The organism is Pirellulales bacterium (assembly GCA_019694435.1).
Lineage (GTDB): Bacteria > Planctomycetota > Planctomycetia > Pirellulales > JAEUIK01 > JAIBBZ01.
In genome coordinates this window covers 23,747-48,644 of record JAIBBZ010000020.1, presented here as the reverse complement: position 1 = coordinate 48,644, position 24,898 = coordinate 23,747, and the positions used below count along the sequence as shown (strand labels likewise).

Genomic DNA, 24,898 nt, shown 5'->3' with positions numbered 1-24,898 from the left:
CTTGGTGTGCGTCATCGGCGTTGTCACTCGACGTACACCTGGCGATTGACGTAGCACTGACGATGTGTCTGCATCTGCCGGACCAGCGCCGGCGGATGCCCTGCGGCCGTGGCCAGCTCGATCGCCCGGTCGATCGTGGCGATCGCCGCCGAGAAATCGCCGGCCGCAGCATAGGCGGCGGCCAGCGTGTCGAGATACTCGGGCTGCTGTCCGCCCGCGCCTGCGCAAAGCTGCTGGGCCAGCGTCAGGGCCTCTGGACCGCGACGCAGCGACTCGTCCTTCGTGGTCGCCAACAGCCAGGCCAGTTGATTCGTGATCGTCGGCTCGCCGGGGGCCAGCTCCAGGGCCCGTCGATAGTTGGCAATCACCTCCGACGGCTGCATTCGCGCCTTGGCCACCTCGGCCAGACCCAAGAAGGCGGGCACCGATTTCGGATCGCGGCTCAGCGCCGCGCGGAATGCCGCATCGGCCTCGTCGATGCGCCGTGCCGTGAGCAACGCTCGACCAAGCAGGCAATGTGCCTGCGGATCGTTCGGGGCCGCGGCAAGTGCCGCCTTGGCCTGCGCCAGAAGCTGCGCGGCGACTTGCATGCGTCGCCGCAGCGCGGCCAATTCCGCTTCGGCCTGGGCGCGATGTGCGGGCGATTGCGACACCAGTTCGTATTCGCGAAGAGCAGGCTCGAACTCGCCCAAGATCGTCAAGATCTTGGCCAGTCCCAGGCGGCTCTCCATCTGGCCCGGCGCCAGTTCGATGGCCCGGGCAAACTCGGCCTTGGCCGCCGCCCACTGATTGAGCGGCGGTTCACCCAGCGCGATGGCCAGGCGGTGATGGATGAGCGCCGAATGCGGGTTGATCGCCAGCGCCTGCCGAAGCAGTTCCAAGGCCTCGTCCTTGCGCTGCTGATTGATCCGTACCTGGGCCAGGTTGCTCATGGCCGAGTAGTTCCGCTCGGTCACGGACAGCGCGTGCGAAAACAACCGTTCGTCGTTGGCCCAAACACCGACCTGTCGCCAGGCGAGCACGCTGAGCACCAAGACCCAGCCCACGGCCGCGGCCACCCCGAGGTTGCGCAGGTTCGGACGGGCCGCTAACAGATCGGCCAGCCCATAAGCCACCGCGATAAACACGCCGATCAAGGGGATATACGTGTAGCGATCGGCCATCGCCTGGGAACCCACCTGCACGAAGCCAATGACCGGCACCAACGTGCCCAGATACCACAACCAGCCGACGAAAAAGTAGGGGCACCTGCGCCGCCCGAACACGGCCGCGGCCGTGATCACGGCCAACAACAGCGCGGCCGCGGCCGCCAGCATCATCTGCCCGGCACTTTGCCAGGAGGCTTGATCGATCGGATAGAAATACGCGAGGCCCGCCGGCCAGATGCAAAACTTGAGGTAGGCGAGATAGCTGAGGCACGCATTGCCCAGCCGCATCAGCAGCGATACCTGCTCGGTCGCGGCCACGGCCTGCGCCGCGCTTTGGGCCCACAAGGTCGCCAGCGCCGAGATCACGACCAGTGCCAAGAGCGGCAATTTCTCACGTGCCAATTGCGGCCAGGCCGCCGCCGGCACGCCGCGACGCCCGCCGCGAGCCTTGTCCCGTGCCAGGGGCCAGAAGTCGAGCAGCAGCAAGACGGCCGGCAACGTGACCACCATCGGTTTGCTCAACAGCCCCAGCGTCAACGCCAGCGCCACCAGCGCATAACGCCCCAGCCCGGGACGCAGCACGTAACCGGTATAGGCCAACATGGCCAACAGCCAGAACAACGTGCTGAGCGTGTCCTTGCGTTCCGAAACCCAAGCGACACTCTCCACGTGCAAGGGGTGCACGGCAAACAGCGCGGCGACCAGTCCGGCGGGCCAGGGCGAAACGGCCGCCGCGGCCTCGCCACGCCCCTTGCTGGCCGGCTCGCGCGGTTGCCCCGCTGCTTGCAGCGACCACAGCGCATAGAACAACACCAACGAGTTGACCAGGTGCAGGGCCGCGTTCACCAGGTGATGGCCGGGTGCCCAATTGCCGAACAACGACCAGTCGACCGTGTGGCTCAGCCACGTCAGCGGATGCCAGTTGCCGGCGTACCCGGTCGTGAAGGCCCAGCCGATGGTCGCCAGCGTCAGGCCCTGTTGAATCCGCGGATTGTCGCGGACGTAGGTCGGGTCGTCCCAACCGACGAATTCATGTCCCGCTACGCGGTAGTAGACCGCCACCGTCAGGACACACAGCAGGGCGACAATTGCCGCGGCTTGACGGGACGAAGTCATCAGCGAGCAGCGGCAGGCAAGAACAACCTGGATACAACCGTGCGAACGCACCAGCAGTATGCACCGCCGCCGCCAAACGGGCAAAGACCGGCGTCCGGGCGATTTGACCTGTTGGCAACTACGGGCCCATGCGGCGCACGACTTGAAGGCCAGTTAGCCGGTTCGTCTCGCACGGACAACGGTTCGCTCAAAGCGCCGCGTACGCCCGGCGAAGACGTCTTGAAGAAGCGAATTGACCGGGCTTCTTGACTCGGCTGCTAATCGGTCGGGGCCACTTTATGGCTTTCGAAATCGCGCCACGAGCTGCTCTCCTAGGAGCAAGGCCACCACCGAGAGACCTAGTACCGGCAACAGCAGACTGGTCGCTGCGATCGTGCCGACGAGCCACCGTGGGCGCCGGGAATCGACGCGACGTGGCAGACCCATTTGGCCCTGGGGACGGCGCAACCACCACATCCAGACTCCGGTGACAGGCGAGACCATCAAGATCACGCAGGTGACAAACCACAAGACCTTCGAAGGCATCCCCCAGATTGTGCCGACGTGCAGCGCGAAGCTCCACGTCCCAAACTGGTACATGAACTTGGTCTCACTGTTGTGGCGGTCATCCAAGACCTCACCCGACGCGCGATCGATGAACAACATCCGGTTGACCTGCGGGCCGCGCTCGTTGTTGGCCGTGACCAGGTACACGGCGTTCGGTGCGCGCGGAAACCAGACGGTCAAGTTATTGCCGGGCATGCGCTGTTGCGCGATCTCGATGAAACGGTCGATCGGCAGGTCTTGGGCCTCGGGCGCGCATTGGGACAGCATCGGCTTCGAGAACATCTCGTAGGCATCGGTGCGCTGCGCTGCATACTGAGGTGCGCTGCCCCAGATCAAGGTGTAAGTCAGGCCAGTCAGCGAGATCACGATCGCGATCAGGGCCAGGTAGATGCCGCTCACGGCGTGCAGGTCTCGCAGCACGACGTACGGATTCCGCCGCAATCGCGGGAGCCACACGCCCCACACCTGGCTCGCCTTTCGCGGCCACCACAAATAAATCCCCGTCACCGCCAGGACGATGGTCCAGCAGGTGGTCAGCTCGACGACGATCCGGCCCGTGGTGCCCAGGAACAGTTGCCGGTGCAGCTGGAGCACGATGTCGAAAAAGCCTCCCTGCTCGATCGAGCCCAGGTAATGCCCGCGGTAGGGATCGACGTACCCGAATTGAAACTTGTCGCCCGCCATGGCCAGGACCGTGGCCCTGCCGGGATCGGTGAAGACTTGGACGAGGCCGATGCGATAGTTCGCAGGCACCGCGGCACGAGCGGCAGCCAACTGCTGCTCGTAGGACACCCGCTCGCCCGTCGGGTCCACGCGGGTAACGCCCGGGTGAAGCACTGCTTCCAGCTCGTCTTTGAAGATGTAGAGCGATCCGGTGGCAGCCACCACGATCAACACGGGCGCGACGATCATGCCGGCATAGAAGTGCCACCGCCAGACGATCCGATACAACCGGTCGCCGGCGCTGGCCTGCCGAGCATCGGTCGGGATGGAATCTCCGGACCCCATTCCACTTCGCGCGGCCGTCGTCGTTGGATCGAGTGACGCGGTGCTCATGCAAACGCTCACGCTCTGGGATCATCGCGGGCGAGCAAACCAACGCCGGTCCCGATTGGATGGACGGTGGCCCGTCGTCGCGGCGGACTCACGTGGTGGGACGAATAGATCGTTCTGGCCACGATCCAAACGCATCAGCAGTATGCCCCACCGCCACCCAACGGGCAAAGCCGGCGGTTGCGTGCGTGCCGGGCCAGCTCCCCGAGTCCTTGAGCACGCTCGCGCTCTTGTCCGTCGCTGCTTTATACGATGAAGCTGGCGAACAGAACCCTATTTGCAGCTCTATGTCTGACTTGAACGCAACCAGGTAGAATCCTTGGAGAACTAGACGCGGCCAGAAAACAGGACTTCTTCCATGCGTCGCAAGCAGACTAAGCCCGGCAAAACCGTCTCCGGCATGGCCGAGGCGGGGCAGGTGTTGTATCAAGCACTGCAAGACACCTTGCGAGGTAAGAATCCGGGGATGGTTTCCTTGGAATTCAAGCCGGCGGCCAAGAAAACCGCGAAGCCAGCCGGCGCGTACCCGATCAAGCTGACGGACAAACAGCGCTCGGCCTTGATTCACGCCACGCGGCTGCCCGCGCGGATCAAGACGCGGCTCGAGACGCTGCCGGCGGGCCCGCAAGTCGTCGCCTTCACCCGCAAGGAACTCCATCGACTGCACGCCGAGCTGGACCAGGCTGTCTTCGTCGCATGCGGGCCGGAGAAAAAGCAATTGGCCGCAGTGCAGAAAAAGGCCTTCGAGCTGTTGGACTCCGTTGGCGACGAGGTCGGCGGTCAAGACCTGCCTCGGATGACGGCGACCAGGTCATCCGGCATCTTTCAATTTCGAGTCACGCTCCTCGTAACCAGGCCGGCCGTCTGGCGACGGATTCAGGTGCCCGATTGCACGCTCGGCATGCTGCATGACTACATCCAGGCCGCATTCGGCTGGTGGAACTACCACCTGCACCGCTTCACGATCGACGGGAAAGAATACGGCCCGCCGCCGCCGGAGGAGTTTGCCGCCGACTTCGACTGGCAGGATTACACGCAGGTCAAGCTGAGCCAACTGGTACCGAAATCCGGTAAGCGCGCCCGCTGGATCTACGAGTACGACTTCGGCGACGGTTGGGTGCACGAGATCCTCTTCGAGGGTTTCCCGCCTGCCGACAAGAAGGTCAAGTACCCGATCTGCTTGGAAGGAGACCGTACCTGTCCGCCCGAAGACGTGGGCGGACCGTACGGCTTCGAGCACTACCTCGCGGCCCTGGCGAACCCCAAGCACAAGGAGCACAAGGATTACCTGGCCTGGCGCGGCCCCTTCGACGCAGACGCCTTCGATGCCAAACAAGCGACGAGAGAGATGCGGAAGCAGTGAGCGCCGCTCGACGACGAGCTGAGCTGGCAACTTCGCCCAACCTGCTCTTTATTCAGTGCACGGCGACCGGCGCTCAAAATCGCGGGCAGAACCGCGCCCACGCGCGAACCACAACGCTTCGCCGGCACATTGGCCAGTACGACGGCGCCAGAAAAGGTTCCTGACATGCTCCGTAGAAAACCCGCCGATAGCTTCATCCGCTAGCGGCTCGGCGTGCGTAGCACGCTTGGATGAGTACGACTTCCAAGAGTCCGAAGCGGGTGCTGGCGGTGGCCTATCGGATCGGCCGCGCGGCGCTCGCGCCCTACGCGCATCGCTCTAGTCCCAAGAAGTTCACCCAACCGCAACTCTTTGCTTGCCTCGTGCTCAAGGAGTTCTTGCAGCTCGACTATCGCAAGCTGGCGGCGCTGCTGGGCGACTGCACCGAGCTGGCGGCGACAATCGAGTTGCATGCGATCCCGCACTTCACGACGTTTCAAAAAGCAGCCGAGCGGTTGTTGTCGATCCGACCGGTGCGACGGTTGCTCGAGGCGTCGCTCGGACAAGCGCGGCAGCAGCGCAAGTTGGGCAAGCGCAGTCACCTTGCCGCGCTCGACGGCACTGGCTGGGAGTCGCATCATGCGAGCGACTACTTCGTGCGCCGCCGGGCGAAAGGCGGAAAAACCTGGCAAAACACGACCTATCGGCGGTTTCCCAAGGCGGGCCTGCTCTGCGATTGCTGCAGCCACTTGATCCTCGCCGTCGTGCCGGGCCTTGGACCGGCGCCCGACGTGCCGCACTTCCACGCCGCGCTCGACGACGCCCTGTCGCGCGTCGCGATCACCACACTCGTGGCCGATGCCGGCTACGATGCCGAGCATGTGCATGAGTATGCCCGCGAGGAGTGCGGCGTGAACACGTTCATTCCCGCGAAGATCGGCCGGCCGACCGCGAAGCCGCCGAGCGGTTTCTGGCGCAGGCGGATGGCACGCTGGTTATATCTCACGCGCTACACGCAACGCTGGCAGGTCGAGACCGTCGACAGTATGCTCAAGCGGCTGCTGGGTTCGGCGCTGCGGGCGCGACGCTATCGTTCCCAATGCCGCGAACTCTGCCTGCGAGCGATCACGCTGAACGTGATGATTCTCAGACGCAGCGGGGTTTTCTACGGAGCATTCCTGACACCTTTTCTGCGTCACCTTTTCTGCGTCGCCGGCGGGTTTTCTACGGAGCATTCCCGGCACCCTTTCTGCCTTCTCGGCAGGGACAGCCTCCAATCACAAGTCGGTCCACACTATCCCACGCCGCAAATCGTCCAACACGCGGTTCACATTTGGCGTTTCGGGGACTTGCTCCAGGCGTGCAATGGCCTCATCCTTTCCGTCAATCTCTGTCAGAACAAATGCCAGCAACTGAATCGCCTTATCTGATATCGGCTGGGCACGAGCGACTCGGTTACAAACGTGCACGCCGCAATAAACCGGATCCTGGGTATTGCAGAGGTAGAACACAATTTCATCCGCCGCCAGGTCCCTGAACGTGACGAGTGACCTCGCACACGCATAATGCGCAAGCGGATCTAGCCGCGTGGCCAATGGAGACCCCACCGGTACATCCACATTGGCAACGAGAGCAGGAATCGCGGCGGATGCACCAAGACCGTTAAGCAATGCCACTGCTCGCAAATAAAGATCCTTGTCAAAGTCTTGATCCCGTTGGTCGTTAATGACCTTAATGAGGCCAGCTACGAGCTGATCGTATTCAAATTGAGCCGACTCCTCGGCTTGCTGACGTTCCAAGGCATTCGGTGCCCGCAGGACCTTGAGCACTGATTCGGCATCCCAGCATGTCCTTTCGGCCTGAACATGCTCTTTCTGGAGATCGCTCGACTGGACCGGCAATTGGGTGCCGGTCTGAAAGCGTGAAGCGAAGGACGCAGCTCCAACGCCACAAATCGCAATTATGGCGATACAGCTACCGAAGCAGAATGTGACGCGATTCATTACCTTGCTTCTAACTCTTAGCGCAGGAACCGGGGCAGAACGATTGATGGCGCTGCAGCCTCGCGTTGCCGCGGATTATGGGGTCGGGCGATTGAACCTTGCCGCCGGCGCAAGCTTCCGAGCCTGATCAGAAGCGTAATACGCCACGCCGGCTGGTAAAACAACCGGGGCGGCGACTTCGTGGAAATCGCCGCCCCGGGTTGATCGGGCAATCGTCCGCGTAGCCGGGGATTACTTGTTCGCCGGCTCCGTGTTCGCCTTTTCGATCGCTCGGGCAAACTCGCTCAGGAAGCTGACCGCGGCCGCCGGGAACGCGGCCGGCTCGGTGCTCCAGAAATTGACCGTGCACGGAACGCCGTCGAGCACGACGGGCACGTGCATGCTCGATGACATGCCCTTGCTCGACATCCGCTGCATGACCGAGCCGGCCGCCTGGCTCAAGTCGTTGAACACCGTCACGTCTTGCGACGCCAGGCAGTCGGCCAGGGCCTGGCCCTTGGCGTCGACCACCGTGCCGCGGCTGCGGAGCGTGGTTTTCAGGTCGCCCAATTCCTCGACGACTCGGGCACGGAGCTTGCCGTCTTCGACGTAGGTAATGCAGACGCGGTCGAGCTGCGGCACGAAATCGGCCAGGTAGAAGGCGCCGAACTTGAAGTTCTCTTCGTCGACCAGGCAACGGGCGGCTACCTGCAGCAGTTGATCGTCGACCTTCAAGGCACCGGCCGCGGCGAGCTTCTCGAACTGCTTGACCCGCGAAATCGGCGGCGGGGCCGGCTTGGTCAGGTCCTGATCGGCCGGGGCCATCTCGAACCAGCCGAACATCATCTCTTCGAACGTCTGCTCACCCCAACGCACCTTGGCTGTGGGGTCGGGATTGTTGAGGTTTTCTGGCGAGTTGTCGAAATGCGCCACGCAGTGCATTTCGGTGCCCTTGGGCACGAGTTTCGGCTGCGGGAACATATAGGTCGTCTGCCAGCCGAAGTCGTACAGCGGCACGTTGAGGATCGGTTCCCGTTTCCCGTCGGGATAGACCAGCTCGTAGAAGAAGTCCTTGCCGCGGACGTGCATATGCGGCGACACCGAGACGAGCTCGGAATCCTCGCGGAAGGTAAACGTCGACTCGACCTGGTAGTTCGGGTCGCCCGGCGGAATCTCGAAGGTGAAATTGCCGGCGTTCTTGACGGCCACTTCCTTGCGCACCTGTTTCGGGTCGGCGAACTTGATCCCCAGGTAGCTGCGGTCCTGCTGCTCGATGCCGTTGGGCGTGTAGTGCATCTCGAAGATCAATTGCGAGCCGGCCGGACAAAATCGGGCATAGCCCTCGGGCAGCCGTTCCTGACGCAAACCGGGGGCATAGGCCGCGAGCCAGTCGTTGCGCAGCCGGCCGGCGGCACCTTTGACTCCCCGGTTCTTCGGCGGCACCAGGTAGATCACGATGTGGTGCACGACCGACGGATTGCCGACGCGCGGTTCGATCTCGGCGATCCATTTGTCCTCGGTCCAGCCCGGGTCGATCAAAAAGCGTTGGTAATCGACCACGCCTTCGGCCGGCACGGTGTAGGGCTCGTCGTCCATCCAGATCACCTGGTCCGGCTCGGAGATCTGCCAGCCCTCGGTGAACTGCGGCGGGGCCGGCACCTCGTTCAGATCGCCGGCCGGCGCACCGTTCTTGACCCAGGTCAGCACGGCCTCGCGATCTTCATCGCTAAGCCGGGCGTCGTTCGACCAGTGGCCGACGGCCGGATCGGCGTGCCAGGGAGGCATCCGCCGCATTTCGACCACTTCGCCGATCATCTCGGCCCAGCCCGCGGCGTCTTCGTACGACGTCAACGAGAACGGACCGATCTGGCCGGGGCGATGGCAAAAGACGCAGTTCTGATTGAAGATCGCGGCGATCTTGTTGCTGTACGTGACGGAGCTGCCTGCCTGCGGCGCGCGGACGCGGCCGATCAAGCAGCCCGGCGCCTCGGTCGACGCAACGCTGACTTCTTTGCCGTCGAGCAGCTCATCGATCGCCTGTGCGAGGTCGCGGCGCGACGGCTCCTTGCGCTGATAGCCGATGCGTCCCTCGGTGCTGAAGCCATATTGATCGTCAATCCGGCCGCGGTAGCGCACGTTGCGCTCGGCGTCGAGCACGAACGCTTCCGGGGTGCGTTGGGCGCCCAACGTATCGGCCAGCACGTTATTGAGATCCTTGAGAATCGGAAACTCGATGCCTTGCTGCCGAGCAAATGCGCCCAGCTCGGTCACCGAATCCTGCTGGTTCGAGCTGATGCCGACAAAAGCGACACCGCGCGGGGCATACTCTTTGTTCAAAGCCGCCAGCCGCGGGGCATAGAGCTTGGCCAACGGGCACTCGGTGCCCAGGAACACGAGCACGAGCACCTTCTGGTCGCGGAACTGTTCAGCCGTGAATTCTTTGCCCCGGTAATCGCGGAGTTGAAATCCGGAAAATTTTCCCGTGGGCAGATGCTCAGCGGCGCGCGCGGGCGCCAGCAACACCGGCACAGCGAGCGCCAACGAGAACATGGCGAGTCGACGGCCCCCAAGCACGTTGCACATGCCAATCGTCCCTTCGAAGTAAGCGGCAAATTGTCGCGATCTTGGGCTGTTTATTGACAGCCAGGCCGAGCAAAACCGCGTAACTGAGCGTTGTGCGGCATTGTTGAACGCATCACAAGGCGTGTCAAGCTTGGCACTTAGGACAACCGTCGTGGGGCACGCATGCTCCCCCTGAAGTGGTGCGGCCCGCGCCCTCCCAACGACGCCCGCCGGGCCGCTGGCGCTGCTGGCAAGTTCCCGGATTTTTGTGATTGGGTTCAGATTGGTTCATGAACCTGCCCGGTCTGGTACGCGTAGAGAACCCACTTGGCCAAATTCACGGCAGGCCCGGGCCCTGGGCACCCCGGCAAGAATGGAGGCTCGCTCGATGCTGGTCCTGAGTCGTCGCAAGGGAGAAACGATCGTTATCGACAACGACATCCGGGTCACCGTCCTGGAGGTCAAAGGCAACCGCGTGAAGCTGGGCGTGGAAGCACCCAGCGGCATTCGCATCGCGCGCCACGAGGTGGCGAGCTCGGGCCGGAAGCAATTCGCCGCCGAACCGGACGACGATCCCACGGCGGACGAGTATCACGAGCGCGACACGATGCACGACCAGTTGGCTTACAGCCCTGGCTGACGAGCTGTAACCGAGCGTTCAGCCACGCAACTGCAGCGCTCGTGAGTTCGCAGGATTAAAGCCTGATTCTGACAATCCGCTCATGCTCGACCGCTACGATGCGTAGCGTTGGGGCAGAATGCGTACGGATTGCGTGTCATCCCTCGTGCCACGGATGGCGTGTGAGCCTTGATGGTGTCGCCAGGTCTTGGCCACCCCCGCAGCGGATCCTTCCACCGAGCGTTTCATCCGTTCGGCTGCGGGCGGCTTTCCCTGACCAGCTCTTGCATCGCGGCGAGTTCCTGCCGCGCTTCACGCCGAACTGGCCAGGGCAGATTTGCTAGGCGCTGGCCCCGCGACCAGCGGGTGCTGCTCGAGCTGCGCTACCCGGTCTCTCGCATCCGGCCCCGGAATCGAAGTGGGCGTATGGCTTCGATGAATGTTTCTTCATTTGCGAGGTGACACACGTGATGGACGCCACCTGCGACGTGCATGTGCACAGTAAGCATTCCGACCGTCCGAGCGAATGGATTCTGCGCCGCGTCGGCGCGCCGGAAAGTTTCGTCGAGCCGCTCGACCTGTATTACCGGGCCAAGGAACGCGGGATGCAGTTTGTGACCATCTCGGATCACAACTGCATCGCCGGTGCCGAGTCGATCGCCCATCTGCCTGATGTGTTCTTGTCGACTGAGGTCACCACTTACTTCCCCGAAGACGGCTGCAAGATCCACTGCCTTGTGCTGGGCATCACGCCCGAACAGTTCGAAGTGATCGAAGCGCTCCGGGAAAACATCTACGACTTTCGCCGCTACGTGATCGAGCAGGACATCGTCTACTCGGTCGCGCATCCGCTGTTCCGGGTCAACAACCGGCTATCGGTCGAGCACCTCGAGCGTCTGCTCGTGTTGTTCAACCGCTTCGAAGGCATCAACGGCACGCGCGACGGGCGGGCCTGCGAAATCTCCAACGCCATTCTCTCGAGTCTCACGGCCGAACATCTCGACCAATTGGCCAATCGCTACGAGATCGAGCCCCACGGCAACGAGCCCTGGCGCAAGAGCTTTACGGCCGGCAGCGACGATCACAGCGGCGTCTACGCGGCCAGCGCCTGGACCATCACCCCGCCGGCGCCAACCGTCGCCGAGTATCTCGAGCACCTGCGCCGGGGCGACCACCGCATGGGCGGCACGGCCGGCACGAGCCTGCGGCTGGCGCACAGCTTCTATCAAATCGCCAGCAGCTATTACAAGGCGCGCTTCCTCGATACCGGCACGGGGCAGAACACGCTGATCGCCGAATTGTTTCGCAAGCTGCTCGAGCGCCCGCCCGCGGACATCCAAGGCTCTGCCTTCAGCAGCAAGCTGCGCAGCTTTGCCGGCTGGTTTGTCGGCGCGCCGGCCTCGGGACAATTGAGCCAGATCGAACGCGTCCTGGTCGACGAGTTCGCCGAGTTGTTCGGTCCCAAGCAATTGCAGTTGCAAGGACTGCAGCAACAGCCGCCCAACGCCGCAGACGACCAACGCATCTTCCACCTGGCCAACGGCATCAGCCAGCAGGTGGGCTGCGCGTTTCTCGAGCGATTTGTCACCTGCCTGGCGCAGGGCCGGCTGATGGAAAGCCTGCAGACGCTCTCGTCGCTGGCCCCCGTCGCGCTGAGCATTGCCCCCTATCTCACGGCCTTTCACACGCAGCACAAAGACGAGCGCTTCTTGCAGGCCGTGGCGCGAAGTTTCCCCGCGACCGCCTCACTGGAACGCAAAAGCGCTAAGAAAGCCTGGGTCACCGACACGTTCCAGGACATGAACGGCGTGGCCCGCACCATCCAGACCGTGGCGCAGCACGCCCAGGAGGCGAACCTCGACCTGACCGTGTTGACCTGCCTGACCGACGAGCCGGACACGGACATCCGCGTGCACAATTTCTTGCCGGGCCGGGCCTTTGCGGTGCCCGAATACGACCAGCAGATGCTGGCGATTCCGCCGATTCTCGAAGTGATCGAATACTTCGAGCGCGAGCGGTTCTCGGAGGTGATCATCTCGACGCCCGGCCCGTTAGGACTCACGGCGCTGGCCGCGGGCCGGTTACTGGGTCTGCGGATCGTCGGCATATATCACAGCGATTTCCCGCAATACGTTCAGCACTTCACGCAGGACGAGCAGTTGGAGAAGTTCACCTGGCAATACATGCACTGGTTCTTTGGCCAGATGGACCTCGTGCTGGCCCCCAGCCGGTGGTACCAGGAATGGCTGATCGAGCATGGCTTTCCGCGCGGCAAGCTGCGCTTGCTGCGGCGCGGAGTCGACACCCGGGTGTTCAATCCTGAACATCGCGACTTGGGTTTCTGGACGCGCTACGGAGTCGGGGAAGGGCTGAAGTTCCTGTACGTCGGCCGCATTTCTCCGGAGAAGAACCTCGAACGGCTGTGCCAGTCGTTCCGCGACTACCTCGCCGGCGGGCACGACGCGCAACTGGTGCTGGTCGGCGATGGACCTGCCCAGGGCGAGCTGAGCGCGACGTACGCCTCGCAGCAGATCCACTTCCTTGGCCCGCTCTACGGCGCCGAGCTGTCACGGGCCTACGCTTCGGGCGACGTGTTCGTGTTTCCGAGCACGACCGACACGTTTGGCAATGCCGTGCTCGAGGCGCAGGCCTCGGGGCTGCCGGCCATCGTTTCCGATCGCGGCGGGCCACCAGAGATTATCCTGCCGTTCGGTTCGGGCCTGGTGGTGAATATCGACGCCCCGAACGAACTGGCCTCGGCCATGCGTCTGTTGAGCGACGATGCGGAAATGCGCGCCACGCTTCGTCAGCGTGCGCTGGAGAACGGCCTTGCTTCGAGCTGGCGGAACGTGTGCGATGAACTTTGGACGGCCAGCGACGCCTTGGCGGTCAATCCGCGCGAGTTCGCACGGATCCAACGGTCCCAGCGGCTGGCGGGTGTCGACGAGCCAGCAATGGCCGCGCACTAGACTCGACGCCCTTGTCCGAAAGGTAAACCGGGACGATTCGCTCCCGGCTCGTCTCGCCGGCACTGGCCGCGGCGGGGAAATTTGCTGCCGCCGTGGCGCGGAATTCCACGGCCCGGCCAGACGACCGCCCGTGGCCCCGAGTTTGACAATTTGCAGCCCCCGGCTAAGAAAGGGAACTCTAACCCGCTGCGCTCCTTGCGACTCGAGATCACCCGCGGATGCCGGCCGTTCCCGCCCTGACGAAGCCTGCTGCCTTGCGCGAACCGGCGGTGCCTTTGGGGCTGGTGATGCTCGTCTTCTTCACCAGCGGCGTGCCGGCCCTGGTTTATCAGCTTGTCTGGCAGCGAATCCTGGCCCTGCACAGCGGTGTGGGCATCTATAGCGTGGCGATGATCGTGGCGGCCTTCATGGCCGGGCTGGGGATCGGCAGCCTGGCCGGCGGGCTGATCAGCGAACGGCTCACGCGCCGCCGCGCCCTCCAAGGCTTTGCCCTCGTCGAGTTGGGGATCGGCGCCTTCGCCGCCGCGAGCATCTGGCTCTACTACGACGTGCTGTACTTGCGCGCCGGCTGGCTCTACGAGACGTCGTGGAGTATTGCGCTGGCCCATTTCCTGGCCCTGTTGCCGCCGACGACCTTGATGGGGATGTCGCTGCCGCTCTTGGTACGGGCCATGGTGACCGACCCCACGGCGGCCCCCCGGCAAATCGGTCTGCTATACGGCGTCAACGGCCTGGGTGCCGCGGCGGGCGCCATCATCACTCCCTGGCTGCTGATTCGGCTCTGGGGCATCCAGGGCGCCGTTTCGGCGGGCATGGCGCTAAACCTCCTGGCTGGCATCGCGGCCCTGGCCCTGGGCGCGCTGTTCTCGAGAGCCACAAGCGCGACGCAAGTGCACGAAACCGCAGGGACTGCCTGCACGGCCGGCGTGATCGAACGCTTGCCGCTGGCCTGGTGGTGCATGCTCTATGCCACGAGCGGGTTTTGTGCCCTGGGACTGGAGATCGTCTGGTTCCGGTTGATCGATACGGCCGTCAAGAGCACGGCTTTCACCTTCGGAACCGTGCTGGGCATCTACTTGATCGGTCTGTCGACTGGCAGTGTCGCGGGAGCGTTGTATGCGCCGCGGCTCCAGCGCCCGCTGCAGGCGTTTCTGTTGTGCCAAAGCTGCTTGGCGCTCTACACGGTCGCCTTGATCTGCGCGGTCGTCTACTTGCCTGCCCACACGGCAGGCCTTGAATGGTACGTGCAATATTGGACGTCGACCGAGCCCTTTAATCCTGATCCCATGCTCTCGGGGCCCGACTTTGCGCAGCGACTCGCGCGGTTGTACGTGGTGCTGCCGCTCGTCGTACTCGGCGTACCGACCTTCTTGATGGGCTTGTCGTTCACGATTTTGCAACGGGCCGTGCAAGATGACGAACAGACCAGCGGCCGCAACGTCGGGCTGCTGCAGGCAGCCAATATCGCCGGCAGCACGGCCGGCAGCCTCGTCGTCGGACTCGTCGCGCTCGACGCCGGCGGTACGGCAGGCACCTTGCGTTTGCTGACGCTGTTGGGCGTCTTGTTTGCTGGCCTGGGCCTGCGAATCCAGCGCTCGCGCCAGGTGTTCGCCCTGCTCGCCACGGCGCTGCTGATCGGTTTTTGGGCCTTGCCCGGTCAGGACGGGCTCTGGCGACGCTGGCATGGCATCGACAGGCAGCACCCGGCGCAGTTCGCGGAAGACGCCTCGGGCATTGTCGCGCTGCGGTTCGAGTCGGCGTCGCGCACCTGGACCATGTTCGTCAACGGCAAATCGCACAGCGAGCTGCCTTATCGCCGGCCCCTGGGCGACGGCGGGCACATGTTGCTCGGAGTGCTGCCCACGGTGATTCATCCCGACCCGCGCGAGATCGCCGTCATCGGGCTGGGCTCGGGCGCCACGGCCTGGGGTGCCGGCTGCCGACCCTCGGTCGAACGGCTGCGCGTGTTCGAGATCTGTGCGCCCGAGATCGAGTTGGTCCGTGCCGTGGCGGAGCGCGAAAGATACCCGGAGCTGCGGCAGTTCCTGGCCGATAAACGCGTCGAGCTCCAGATCGTCGACGGCCGCAACGGCGTCGCCGATGGAACCGCGCGCTACGACATCATCGAAGCCGACGCCACGCGGCCCAGCAGCGCCTACAGCGGCCATTTGTATTCGGTCGAGTTCTTCCGCCAATGCCGCGCCCGTCTAAAACCCGGGGGGCTGATGTGCTCCTGGGCGCCGACGCGGCGCACGTTTGCCACGTTTTGCGAGGTGTTTCCCCACGTGCTCGCCGTGCGCGACGACGCGATCGTGATCGGCAGCAACGAACCGCTGGCCTTCGACGCCGCCGCGATCCTGGCCCGGCTGCGCGATCCGAGCGTGAGACTATACCTGGGAGCGGCCAACTCGGACCTGGTGGCCAGCGCCATCTGCGAAACGCACCTCGGATGCGAGGCCATCTATGCCGGTTCGAGCACGAATGGCGATCTGCAGCCGCTCGATGAGTTCGGGCATCCCGATCGGCATGGCCTGGCCTATGCGCTGCTGAAGCAGGCCATCGACGCGATCAGCGTTGGCCAGGCCGACGTGGCGGCCGAACGGCTGGCCCGCGCGCAGGCCATCCTGCCCGATTCGCCGCTGACCTGCTGGGTCGCGGCGCGCGAGGCCGCGCTGCGAAACCATTTTGAGTCGATGTGCCAGTTGCTCGACGAGGCCCTCGCCGCCGCGCCGTGTTATGCGCAGGCCCAATTCGACCGGGCCATGTTGGCCGTGCAGATGCAGGACCCCGAGGCGATGAATCTACACGTGCCGCGCGCGGCCGAGCTGATGCCCGGAAATCCCACGGCGCTGTATGTGCTGGGGTGCTGGGAACGCGATCGAGGCGATCGTCTCAAGGCGATCGACGCGTTGCGGCGCAGCCAGGAGTTCGGCCCCAGCTATTACGATTCGGCGCAGGCGCTGGCCCGTATCTTGCTGACCGGCGCGCCGTCACCCGGTGAGGCCGAGGAGGCCTTGCATTGGGCCGAAATCGCGTCGCAGCGGTCGCAGCAATCGCTGCCGGTAATCGAAGAAACGCTCGGCCAGGCGCTGCTCGCGAACGGTCGCCACGCCGAGGCCGTCCAGGTGCTCGAGCGTCTTATGAGCCTTTGCCAGCGAATGGGTGATCGCGATGCCCTCCGCCGCGCCGAGCAGCTGCTGACCAAGGCCAGGCAGAACGGCGCCGGCGAGTAAGGCGAACTAGCGGCGGCACCGTGCGGCAAGGCCGATTAGTAGATTCGCAGGGGCAGCAACCCCTGCTCCCCGATCAGTACACCCCAGGTCTCGTCCGCCCCCAGCGTGATCTTCTCGGTGATCACCGGCTGGCCCTTCAGCGTGACCTTGACCGTGTAATTGCCCGGTCCGACATCGAATGCAGGCCCGTCGGGCTTTTCCAAGCCGATGCCCGCCTTGATCGGGAACGGACTGCCGCCGAAATCGACCTTGGCGTCCGCTTCCGCGGCATTCGCAAAGATAACTCGCGCCTTGCCGGGCTTGGGCAGCACACCGGCCTTCTTGGCCGCGGCGGGCGAGCGGGTGGCAAGCTCGATCTGCGTCTCCTCCCCGGACGCCGTCAGGCTCACCGCCACCGAGTCCTGCTGCTTGCTGAACACCAGTTGCGCCATATCGTCGGCAATGCGGGCCTGCCCGGTCACTTCCTTCCAACCCGCGGCAGGCAGATGGCGACGATAGAACTCGACGAGCTTCGCCAAGGGCGCCTCGGTCGTGGCCGTGATCACGCGGCGAAATTGCGAGCTTTCCTGCGCATATTGCGATAGTTCCGTGGGAATCGGTAGACCGTCGATATCCTCGGGTTCCAACTCTTCCGGTGCAGCGGGGGTGTCTGTCGTCTCTTCGGCGGGCATTTCGTCGGCGGGCATCTCATCGGCCGCAAGGGGCTGTTCCGGCGCGTCGTACGAGAGCCCCTCGGTCGACAGCGTCACCACCGTGCCTTCGCCCAGGCCGGTATTGACCATCATGAAGTTGATCTCGGCCTCGCGCGGCCCCTTGAACTCGAACGACGCGGCGTTCTCGTGAACGACCGAAAAGCGGCGGTCTTCTTTCCAGTCGTCGCCCACGAGACGCTCGCGGTAGAAATCGGCCAGGTCCGGAATGGACAGCGAGCTGACGTATTGAATTTCCTCGTCTTCGGCGTCGAAGCTCACCTGTTTGGCGCCGGGCGGCAACGGCAAGCTGCGCGCGCTGGCGACGATCTGCGCGGGCTCCACGGCCGGCATTTCGGCTTCCGCCGGCGGCTCGTCGGGTTTGGTCAGCTTGGCCAGCGTCGCATCGTTGATCGGCTCGATCTCGATCTTGGTACCTTCGTCCACCTTGGCCAGGTGCAGCAGCAGATGCCGATCGGCCTCGTCCGCGCGACTGAACACCACGTTGGCGTATTCCTCGGCCACCTTGTCGAGCGCGGCGTTGGGTTGCCAGCCGAGAGCGGCGAGCTGCTCGCGATAGAACGCGGCCAGGTCGTCGACGGCGCGCTTGCTCGTGGCCTCGAGCCGATCCATGCCGTCGGAAAACGTGGCCAGGGCCACGTCGCCGGGCCAGGGCAATTCGGCCTGCAGGATCCGCGTCGAGTACTGGATCGAGGTCTTATTGCCCTGCGCCGGAGCGACAGAGATATACAACGACAACGCGACGGGGCCGCAACAAAAATCGGTCTGGAACGAATCCGGCGTCTCGGCCGCGGCGCCGCCGTTGCCATATTCGCGCCAACCGGCGGCCGTCCACAGCTCGCGCAATTGCTCGGCCATCTCGGGCACCTTGGCCGTAGTCAACAACATCACGGTATTGCCCTGGCTGTAGAACACCTCGGTGCCTTTGGGCCGTGGAAGCTGTTGCGGGGCGAAAGGGCCGGCGTTTTGCACGTTGACCGTGCTGCGCGCTTTGTTTTCGTAGTCGGGATAGACCGACAGCGTCAGCGTGCAGCTCTCGCGCTGCATGAACAGCAGGGCGTATTCCTTGTCGACACGCTCGGCGTTTTCGAAGGTCGCCTTTTTCCAGCCCTGTTCGGTCAGTGCCCGGCGATAGAAGTCGAAGGTCCGGCGCAGATCCAAAGGCACCGTCGCGCGCAACTCGCCTAGCGTCGCCGCCTCGACCTGGGCGCCTGCGGGGGACTGGAGTTTTCGTAAATCGAGCTTGGCCAGCACGGCCCGCGCGGCAGCCACGTCGAACGGGTCTTTCGCGCACACCGTCGGCCGCGGCATGACATTGAAGCAAAGCAAGATCGCAAACATTCCGGCGTATTCGCCACGGCAAGGCCCGCGCATAGTCACTTCCTGGATGGGTGCGGCAAAGGTGTCCAGCAAACGTAGCGAATTGCCGGCCGTTTTGCTACCAAAGGTGACACCGGGCCGGGGGGCACACGGGGTCGTTTTGCTGGTCACCGCCACACGGCTTGCGATGCCCGCCCGGCGGCTTCGGTCTCAGGCGTCGGCCACGAACTCTATGACCTCACAGGCTTCGCTCCGACGGCTCGCGCGGTTGGGATCGGCCCTGGTCCTGATCTTATCGCTGGTCGCGCTGCTCAGCATCGTCCTGCGCGGTGTCTTCGTCGTCGAGGTGCTGCTGGGGACTTCGCTCAGCGTCGAGCCGTTGGACGAATTCAATGTGCGCTACGCCCGGCGTCCCTGGCTCACGCTCGTGCACCTGGCCGGCGGACTGCTGTTTCTCATCACCGGGCCGCTGCAGTTTTCGCCGAGCCTGCGCCGACGTTCGCTGGCGCTGCATCGTTGGAGCGGGCGAATCTTCTTGTTCGGCTCGGCGCTGGCCGTCGGCAGCGCGTTGGTGTTCGTGATCGTGTTGCCGGTGTTCGGAGGTTTCTCCGCCACGGCAGGCACTTCGCTGGGCGCCGTGCTGTTCATCATCGCGCTCGCAGAAGCCTGGCGGTGCATCCGCCGGCGCGACGTTCGCAGCCACCGCGAATGGATGTTGCGGGCCTACGCGATCGGGCTGGGAATTGCCACGTTTCGCATCCTCTTAGCCCTGTTCACGGCGCCGCCGCTGGCGGTGCCCTTTGTCGAGGCCTGGGACACCGTCGCGTGGCTCGGGTTTGTGCTCAACCTGATCGTGGCCGAAACCTGGATCAATTTGTCGCGGGCCGGCTGACTGTCGTGCGCCGGGACGCTCCCCCGTCGGCCGCTCGACCGCCGCTGCAGCGGCGATTACAGTCTTGGTGGAGGGTTTGCGGGGCAAATTCGCCGGCGAAGAATCTCGTACCTCGCCCGTACAAGTTGGACGCATCTATGAAGACTCCTTTCGCGATCGTCGCCGCCTGCGTGCTGGCCTGCGCCCAGTTGCCCGCCGCCGCGGGGTTCGAGCTGGTCAACAATGACCGCGTACTTTGGGTCGGCAGCACGTTTGCCGAACGAGCCCAGTACTACGGCTATGACGAGACACGGCTCACGCTGCGCTGGCCGAATCGGAATTTCGTGTTTCGCAATCTCGGTTGGAGCGGCGACACGGTCTGGGCCGACGCCCGCGCCGGCTTCGACACGGCGAAGGAAGGTTTCAATCGGCTCCGCGAGCTGGTCAAGTCGCTCAAGCCGACCGTGATTTTCGTCGCCTACGGCGCGAATGAGGCCTACGCCGGATCGGCGGGGTTGGAACAATTCGAGGCCGGCTTGAAGTCGATGCTCGACATGCTGGCCGGCTCCAAGGTCCGCCTGGTGCTCGTATCGCCGATCAGGCTCGAGGACGTCGGGCGCCCGCTTCCCGACCCTGCGCCGCAGAACGCCCGGCTCGAGGAGTACGTCGCGCTGCTCGAAGGCGTGGCCCGTGAGCGGCACGCCGCCTGGATCGACCTGTTTCATCACCTGCCCATGGGGCAGGGCTGCCGGTTGACCGAGAACGGCCTTCATCTCAGCGCCGTCGGCTATTACCGCTGCTCCCAGGCCATCGAGTCGGCCCTGGAATTGCCGCCGCTCGATTGGCGTGTCTCGCTCGATTGGGGCGACGCGCCGCAGGTCGTCGAAAGCGTGGGCACCGAAGTCGAGATGCAGGTCCAGCGCAACGATCTGGCGGAATTTCGCGTGTCGGACGAGGTGCTGCCGGCGCCGCCGCCGCCCGAGGGCAGCCCTTGCCCGGCGCTCGCCACGCCGACGCGCACCCTCACCATCGACGGCCTGCCCGTGGGCCGCTATCGCCTGTCGATCGACGATCGCGAGGTGATCGTGGCCGACGCGGCCACTTGGGCCGCGGGCGTCGAGTTGACGAGCGGACCGGAGTTCATGGCCGTCGAGCGCCTGCGGGCCGCGATCCGCGAGAAGAACGAGCTGTTCTTCAATCGTTGGCGCCCACAGAACGAAACTTACCTGTTCGGTTTCCGCAAACACGAGCAAGGCCAGAACGCCAAGGAAGTCGCCGAGTTCGATGCCTTGGTTGCGGCCCAAGAGGCCCAGATTGCCGCGCTGCGGCGCCCCGCGCCGCACGTTTACCGCCTGACACGGGAGGTGAAGAAGTGAGTTGCCGGCCGCTTGTTTGTCTGATCGTCTTCGGCCTGCTGGCCAACCGGGCCGCCGCCCAGAATCAGCTCAAGGACATTCCCGATCCCGACCCGGCGATCGAACAGTCGTCGCTCGTGCTGCCCGAGGGGTTCGAAATCAATCTGTACGCGGCCGATCCGATCATCGCTAAGCCGATTCAGATCAACTTCGACGCGGCCGGCCGGCTTTGGATCGCCAGCAGCGAAACGTATCCACACATCCTGCCCGGTGCGCGCCCGCACGATCGCGTGGTAGTGCTCGAAGACCGCGACCACGACGGACGCTCCGATCAAGCCCAGGTGTTTGCCGAGGGGCTGCTGATTCCCACGGGAGTTGAGCCCGGCGATGGCGGGGCCTATGTGGCCAACAGCACCGATCTACTGCATCTCAGCGACACCGACGGCGACGGACGCGCCGATCGCTCGCGCGTTGTCCTCTCGGGCTTCGGCACCGAGGACACGCACCACATCCTGCATACGCTCCGCTTCGGCCCGGACGGCATGCTGTACTTCAACCAGTCGATCTACATTCACAGCCACATCGAGACGCCCCACGGCGTCCGGCGGCTCAACGGCGGCGGAGTCTGGCATTTCCGGCCCGAAACGCTCGAGCTGGGCGTGTTCATTCGCGGGCTGGTAAATCCCTGGGGCCACGCGTTCGATCGCTGGGGACAATCGTTCGGTACCGACGGGGCAGGGGGCGAAGGGATCAACTACCTGTTGCCCGGTGCGACTTATTTCACCGCGCCCGGCGCGGTCCGCATTCTGCCGGGCCTGAATCCTGGCAGCCCGAAGCACTGTGCTTTGGAGATCGTCGACGGCCGGCATCTGTCCGACGACTGGCAAGGCAGCCTGATTACCAACGATTTTCGCGCTAACCGTGTCTGCCGCTTCGTGGTCTCGGACGATGGCGCAGGCTACGCCTCGCGCGAGCAAACCGAGCTGATTCGCTCGACGAACGTGGCCTTCCGCCCGGTCGACGTCAAGCAGGGTCCGGACGGGGCGATCTACATTGCCGACTGGTACAACCCGATCATCCAGCACGGCGAGGTCGACTTTCGCGATCCGCGCCGCGACCACGTTCACGGGCGCATCTGGCGCGTGACGGCCAAGGGACGGCCCTTGGTGCCCCGCATCGACTTCGCCGCCTCGAGCACTCCGGAGTTGCTGGCGATGCTCCAGGCCCCCGAGAGTTGGACGCGCCATTTCGCCAAGCGCACGCTCAAGGAGCGCGGCGTAAGCGTCATACCCGAACTGGCGGCCTGGTCTGCGGCACTCGATCCGACCACGCAGGATTACGAACATCACCGCCTCGAGGCTCTGTGGACTTATCAATCGCTCGACGTCGTGGAGCCCGATTTGCTCCAATCGCTGCTGACGGCCCGCGATCCGCGCGTCCGCGCCGCGGCTACCCGGGTGCTGCGCTACTGGCACCCGCGCATCTCCGACGCGCTGGAGCTGCTGGCCTCGCGCGTTGGCGACGAGCATCCTCGCGTGCGGCTCGAGGCGGTGCGCGCGCTGGCCCACGTGCCGGATCCGCGCAGCATCGAGCTGGCCTTGAACGCGCTCGACGCACCGATGGACCGGTTCCTCGACTATGCCTTGTGGGCCACTTCTCGCGACCTGGCGCCCGTCTGGCTGCCCGAACTGCAGGCCGGCCGCCTGCACCTCGCCGAACAACCGGCGCACTTCGAATTCGCCCTCACGGCCGTGGCCACGGCCGAGGTCGTCGAACCGCTGCTCGGCTTGCTCGAGCGAGGCGCCGTTTCCGAAGCGCGCCAGGCCAGCGTGCTCGATCTGATCGGCACGCAGGGTGGCACCGATCAGTTGCGCCGTTTGCTCGACCTGGTGTTGAAGTCGGCGGCCAGCGAGCCCGGCAAGGCGCTGCCGTTGCTGGCGGCTCTGTCGAAGGCTTCGGCCCAACGTCAACTGCAGCCCAGCGGTGATTTGTCGGGCCTGACGGCGCTGTTTGCGACCTCGGACGAGGGACTGCGAGCCGCGGCCCTGCGTTTGGCCGGGCAATGGCGTTTGGAGGCCGCGCGCTCGCAACTGGCCGAACTGGTCGCGGCGGGCGATACGGCACTGCCGCCGAGTTCGCGTCAAGCGGCCATCGAAGGACTCGTCGCGCTCGGCGGGCAAGCCAGCGTCGATGCGCTGGCCGCGCTGGTCGATGGCCAGCGTGCCGCCGAGGTGCAGACCGCCGCCGTGGTCGGTATCGCCGCGCTCGATCCTGGCCGCGCGGCGACCTTGGCCGTGCAACTGCTGCAATCGGCCGCAGGCAATGTCGACCTCGCGACCTTGTTGAATGTGTTCGTGCGCCGCAACGAGGGAACCAAGGCCCTGTTGGCCGCGTTGACCGAACAACAATTGCCCCCGGACACGGCCAAGCTGGCCTTGCGCGTCGTGCGCAGCGCCGGTCGCGAGCTGCCCGAGCTGATCGAGGCGCTCAATCGGGCCGGAGGGTTGGGCGCAGGCCCCGTGGCGCTGTCGCCCGAGCAACTCGCCGAACTGGTCGAGGTGGTCAAGACGCAAGGTGACGCGGCCCGGGGTGAGCAGATCTTTCGCCGTCAGGAGACGGCCTGCCTGAAGTGCCACGCGATCGCCGGCGCGGGCGGCCGTGTCGGGCCGGACCTGGTGAGCATCGGCGGCAGCGCGCAGATCGATTACCTGGTCGAGTCGATCCTGGTGCCGACAAAGGCCGTCAAGGAGAACTATCATTCGCTCGTGGTCAGCACGACCGACGGGCAGGTGTTTTCGGGAGTCCCGGCGCGGCAAACCGACACCGAGTTGATCCTGCGCGACGCCGAGGACAAGGAAGTCGTGATTCCGCTCGAATCGATCGACGAAAAGACCCCCGGCGGATCGATCATGCCCGTCGGCCTGGTCGACACTCTTACCCGTGCCGAGCTCGTTGATCTGGTTCGATTCCTGTCCGAGTTGGGCAAGGTCGGTCCCTATACGGCCGACAAGGCACGCGTCGCGCGGCGCTGGCAAGCGGTCGAAAACACCCCCGCGATGGCGCAGATGATCCGCTATGCCAGCGGCGACCTCGCCGCGCAGGCACATCCTGATCTCGTTTGGCGTTCCGTCTACAGCCGCGTCGACGGCACGCTGCCCGTGGAAGATTTGCCGGCGCTGCGGGTCCGCGCCGAGCGCCCGCCGACGGCCTACGTGCGGGCCGAGATTGAAGTGACGACCGCGGGGCCCGTGCGTCTGCTGGCCGGCGACACGACGGGCATCACCTTCTGGCTCGACAGCAACAAGCAGGCCTTGGCGACCGAGAACGACCTCGACTTGCCCGCCGGGCGGCACATCGTCTGCCTGGCGGTCGACGCCAGCCAGCGCACCACGCCGCTCCGGCTCGAACTCGCCGACGCCCCGAATTCGCCGGCTCGCGCCGAGTGGGTCACCGGCAAGTAAGCCGGCGTTTGTCCCTTGCCCGGCAGTCGCTGCTTTGTGGCCCAAGCGTCTGAGCGCCGGTGGCCTGAGCCGTTGCCCCGTGCAGCTCCGCACATGGTGGCCAGGGCGTTTCTCGGCTAAATTCGCCTGTATGGCGAAGCGCGGTGGTAGCGACGAGGCGGTCGATTTCCGAGCGGAGATCCGCGCGGCGGGACTGCGCTGCACCAATGGGCGGCTGGCCGTGCTGCGCCGGCTGCAGGCCGCAGCCCGCCCGCAAACGCATGCCGAACTGGCCGAGCACCTGGTGCCCGAGGGCTACGACAAGACGACCGTCTATCGCAACTTGATCGACCTGGCCGAGGCGGGTCTGGTTAGCCGGACCGAGCTGGGCGACCACCTCTGGCGGTTCGAACTCCGCCGCGCCGGCCATCAACACGAAAACACGCACCCGCACTTTCTCTGCACGACGTGCGGCGAATTGAAGTGCCTGGAGAAGGCAAGCGTGTCGGTCGAGCCACAGCGTGCGCCCCGCGTGATTGACCAGATCACCGAGGTGCTGCTCAAGGGCCGGTGCGTCAAGTGCGCGGGCCGCTAGAGGCCGATCACGGTTGTCCCGCGCCGTGTCGCCCAGC

General features: G+C 64.8%; 13 protein-coding genes. 9 read left to right on the top strand and 4 right to left on the bottom strand.

Translation table 11 applies throughout. The annotated features are described in order from the left end of the window. Nucleotides 1-23: 23 nt before the first annotated feature. A complete protein-coding gene (locus tag K1X74_15125; GenBank protein ID MBX7167661.1) occupies nt 24-2,264 on the bottom strand; it encodes a hypothetical protein in 2,241 nt (746 codons plus the stop codon). A gap of 276 nt (nt 2,265-2,540) precedes the next feature. Next, nucleotides 2,541-3,866, bottom strand: coding sequence for a PepSY domain-containing protein (locus K1X74_15120; protein MBX7167660.1), 1,326 nt, complete (start codon nt 3,864-3,866; stop codon nt 2,541-2,543). 355 nt (nt 3,867-4,221) lie between these two features. Between K1X74_15120 and K1X74_15115 the strand changes: the two genes are divergently transcribed. After that, nucleotides 4,222-5,226 carry a plasmid pRiA4b ORF-3 family protein gene (locus K1X74_15115; GenBank protein MBX7167659.1) on the top strand — a complete coding sequence of 335 codons (1,005 nt, stop codon included), beginning with the start codon at nt 4,222-4,224 and terminating at the stop codon, nt 5,224-5,226. Between the two features lie 230 nt (nt 5,227-5,456). Beyond that, nucleotides 5,457-6,635 carry a transposase gene (locus tag K1X74_15110; GenBank protein MBX7167658.1) on the top strand — a complete coding sequence of 393 codons (1,179 nt, stop codon included), beginning with the start codon at nt 5,457-5,459 and terminating at the stop codon, nt 6,633-6,635. An 804-nt stretch (nt 6,636-7,439) separates the two neighbouring features. Here the strand turns inward: K1X74_15110 and K1X74_15105 are convergent. Next, a complete protein-coding gene (locus tag K1X74_15105) occupies nt 7,440-9,770 on the bottom strand; it encodes a redoxin domain-containing protein (protein MBX7167657.1) in 2,331 nt (776 codons plus the stop codon). Nucleotides 9,771-10,137: 367 nt separating this feature from the next. Here K1X74_15105 and K1X74_15100 point away from each other — a divergent pair, with 367 nt between their 5' ends. The 3 genes from K1X74_15100 to K1X74_15090 all read left to right on the top strand — a co-directional run bounded on the left by K1X74_15100 (nt 10,138) and on the right by K1X74_15090 (nt 16,570). Continuing rightward, nucleotides 10,138-10,389: a carbon storage regulator gene (locus tag K1X74_15100; GenBank protein ID MBX7167656.1), complete on the top strand. Its 252-nt coding sequence runs from the start codon at nt 10,138-10,140 to the stop codon at nt 10,387-10,389. A 449-nt stretch (nt 10,390-10,838) separates the two neighbouring features. Then, on the top strand, nt 10,839-13,337 hold the full coding sequence (locus K1X74_15095; GenBank protein MBX7167655.1) for a glycosyltransferase: 2,499 nt from the start codon (nt 10,839-10,841) through the stop codon (nt 13,335-13,337). A gap of 218 nt (nt 13,338-13,555) precedes the next feature. After that, nucleotides 13,556-16,570, top strand: a complete 3,015-nt coding sequence (locus K1X74_15090; GenBank protein MBX7167654.1) for a fused MFS/spermidine synthase — start codon at nt 13,556-13,558, stop codon at nt 16,568-16,570. A 35-nt stretch (nt 16,571-16,605) separates the two neighbouring features. Here K1X74_15090 and K1X74_15085 read toward each other — a convergent pair whose 3' ends face one another. Further along, nucleotides 16,606-18,621, bottom strand: a complete 2,016-nt coding sequence (locus K1X74_15085) for a hypothetical protein (GenBank protein ID MBX7167653.1) — start codon at nt 18,619-18,621, stop codon at nt 16,606-16,608. 211 nt (nt 18,622-18,832) lie between these two features. Here K1X74_15085 and K1X74_15080 point away from each other — a divergent pair, with 211 nt between their 5' ends. The 4 genes from K1X74_15080 to K1X74_15065 all read left to right on the top strand — a co-directional run bounded on the left by K1X74_15080 (nt 18,833) and on the right by K1X74_15065 (nt 24,861). Next, nucleotides 18,833-19,492 (top strand): DUF2306 domain-containing protein, encoded by a 660-nt coding sequence (locus K1X74_15080; protein ID MBX7167652.1) that lies wholly within the window; start codon nt 18,833-18,835, stop codon nt 19,490-19,492. 137 nt (nt 19,493-19,629) lie between these two features. Beyond that, nucleotides 19,630-20,847, top strand: a complete 1,218-nt coding sequence (locus tag K1X74_15075) for an SGNH/GDSL hydrolase family protein (protein MBX7167651.1) — start codon at nt 19,630-19,632, stop codon at nt 20,845-20,847. 116 nt (nt 20,848-20,963) lie between these two features. Further along, a complete protein-coding gene (locus K1X74_15070; protein ID MBX7167650.1) occupies nt 20,964-24,287 on the top strand; it encodes a HEAT repeat domain-containing protein in 3,324 nt (1,107 codons plus the stop codon). Nucleotides 24,288-24,417: 130 nt separating this feature from the next. Beyond that, nucleotides 24,418-24,861 carry a transcriptional repressor gene (locus K1X74_15065; GenBank protein MBX7167649.1) on the top strand — a complete coding sequence of 148 codons (444 nt, stop codon included), beginning with the start codon at nt 24,418-24,420 and terminating at the stop codon, nt 24,859-24,861. The last annotated feature ends 37 nt before the right edge of the window (nt 24,862-24,898 follow it).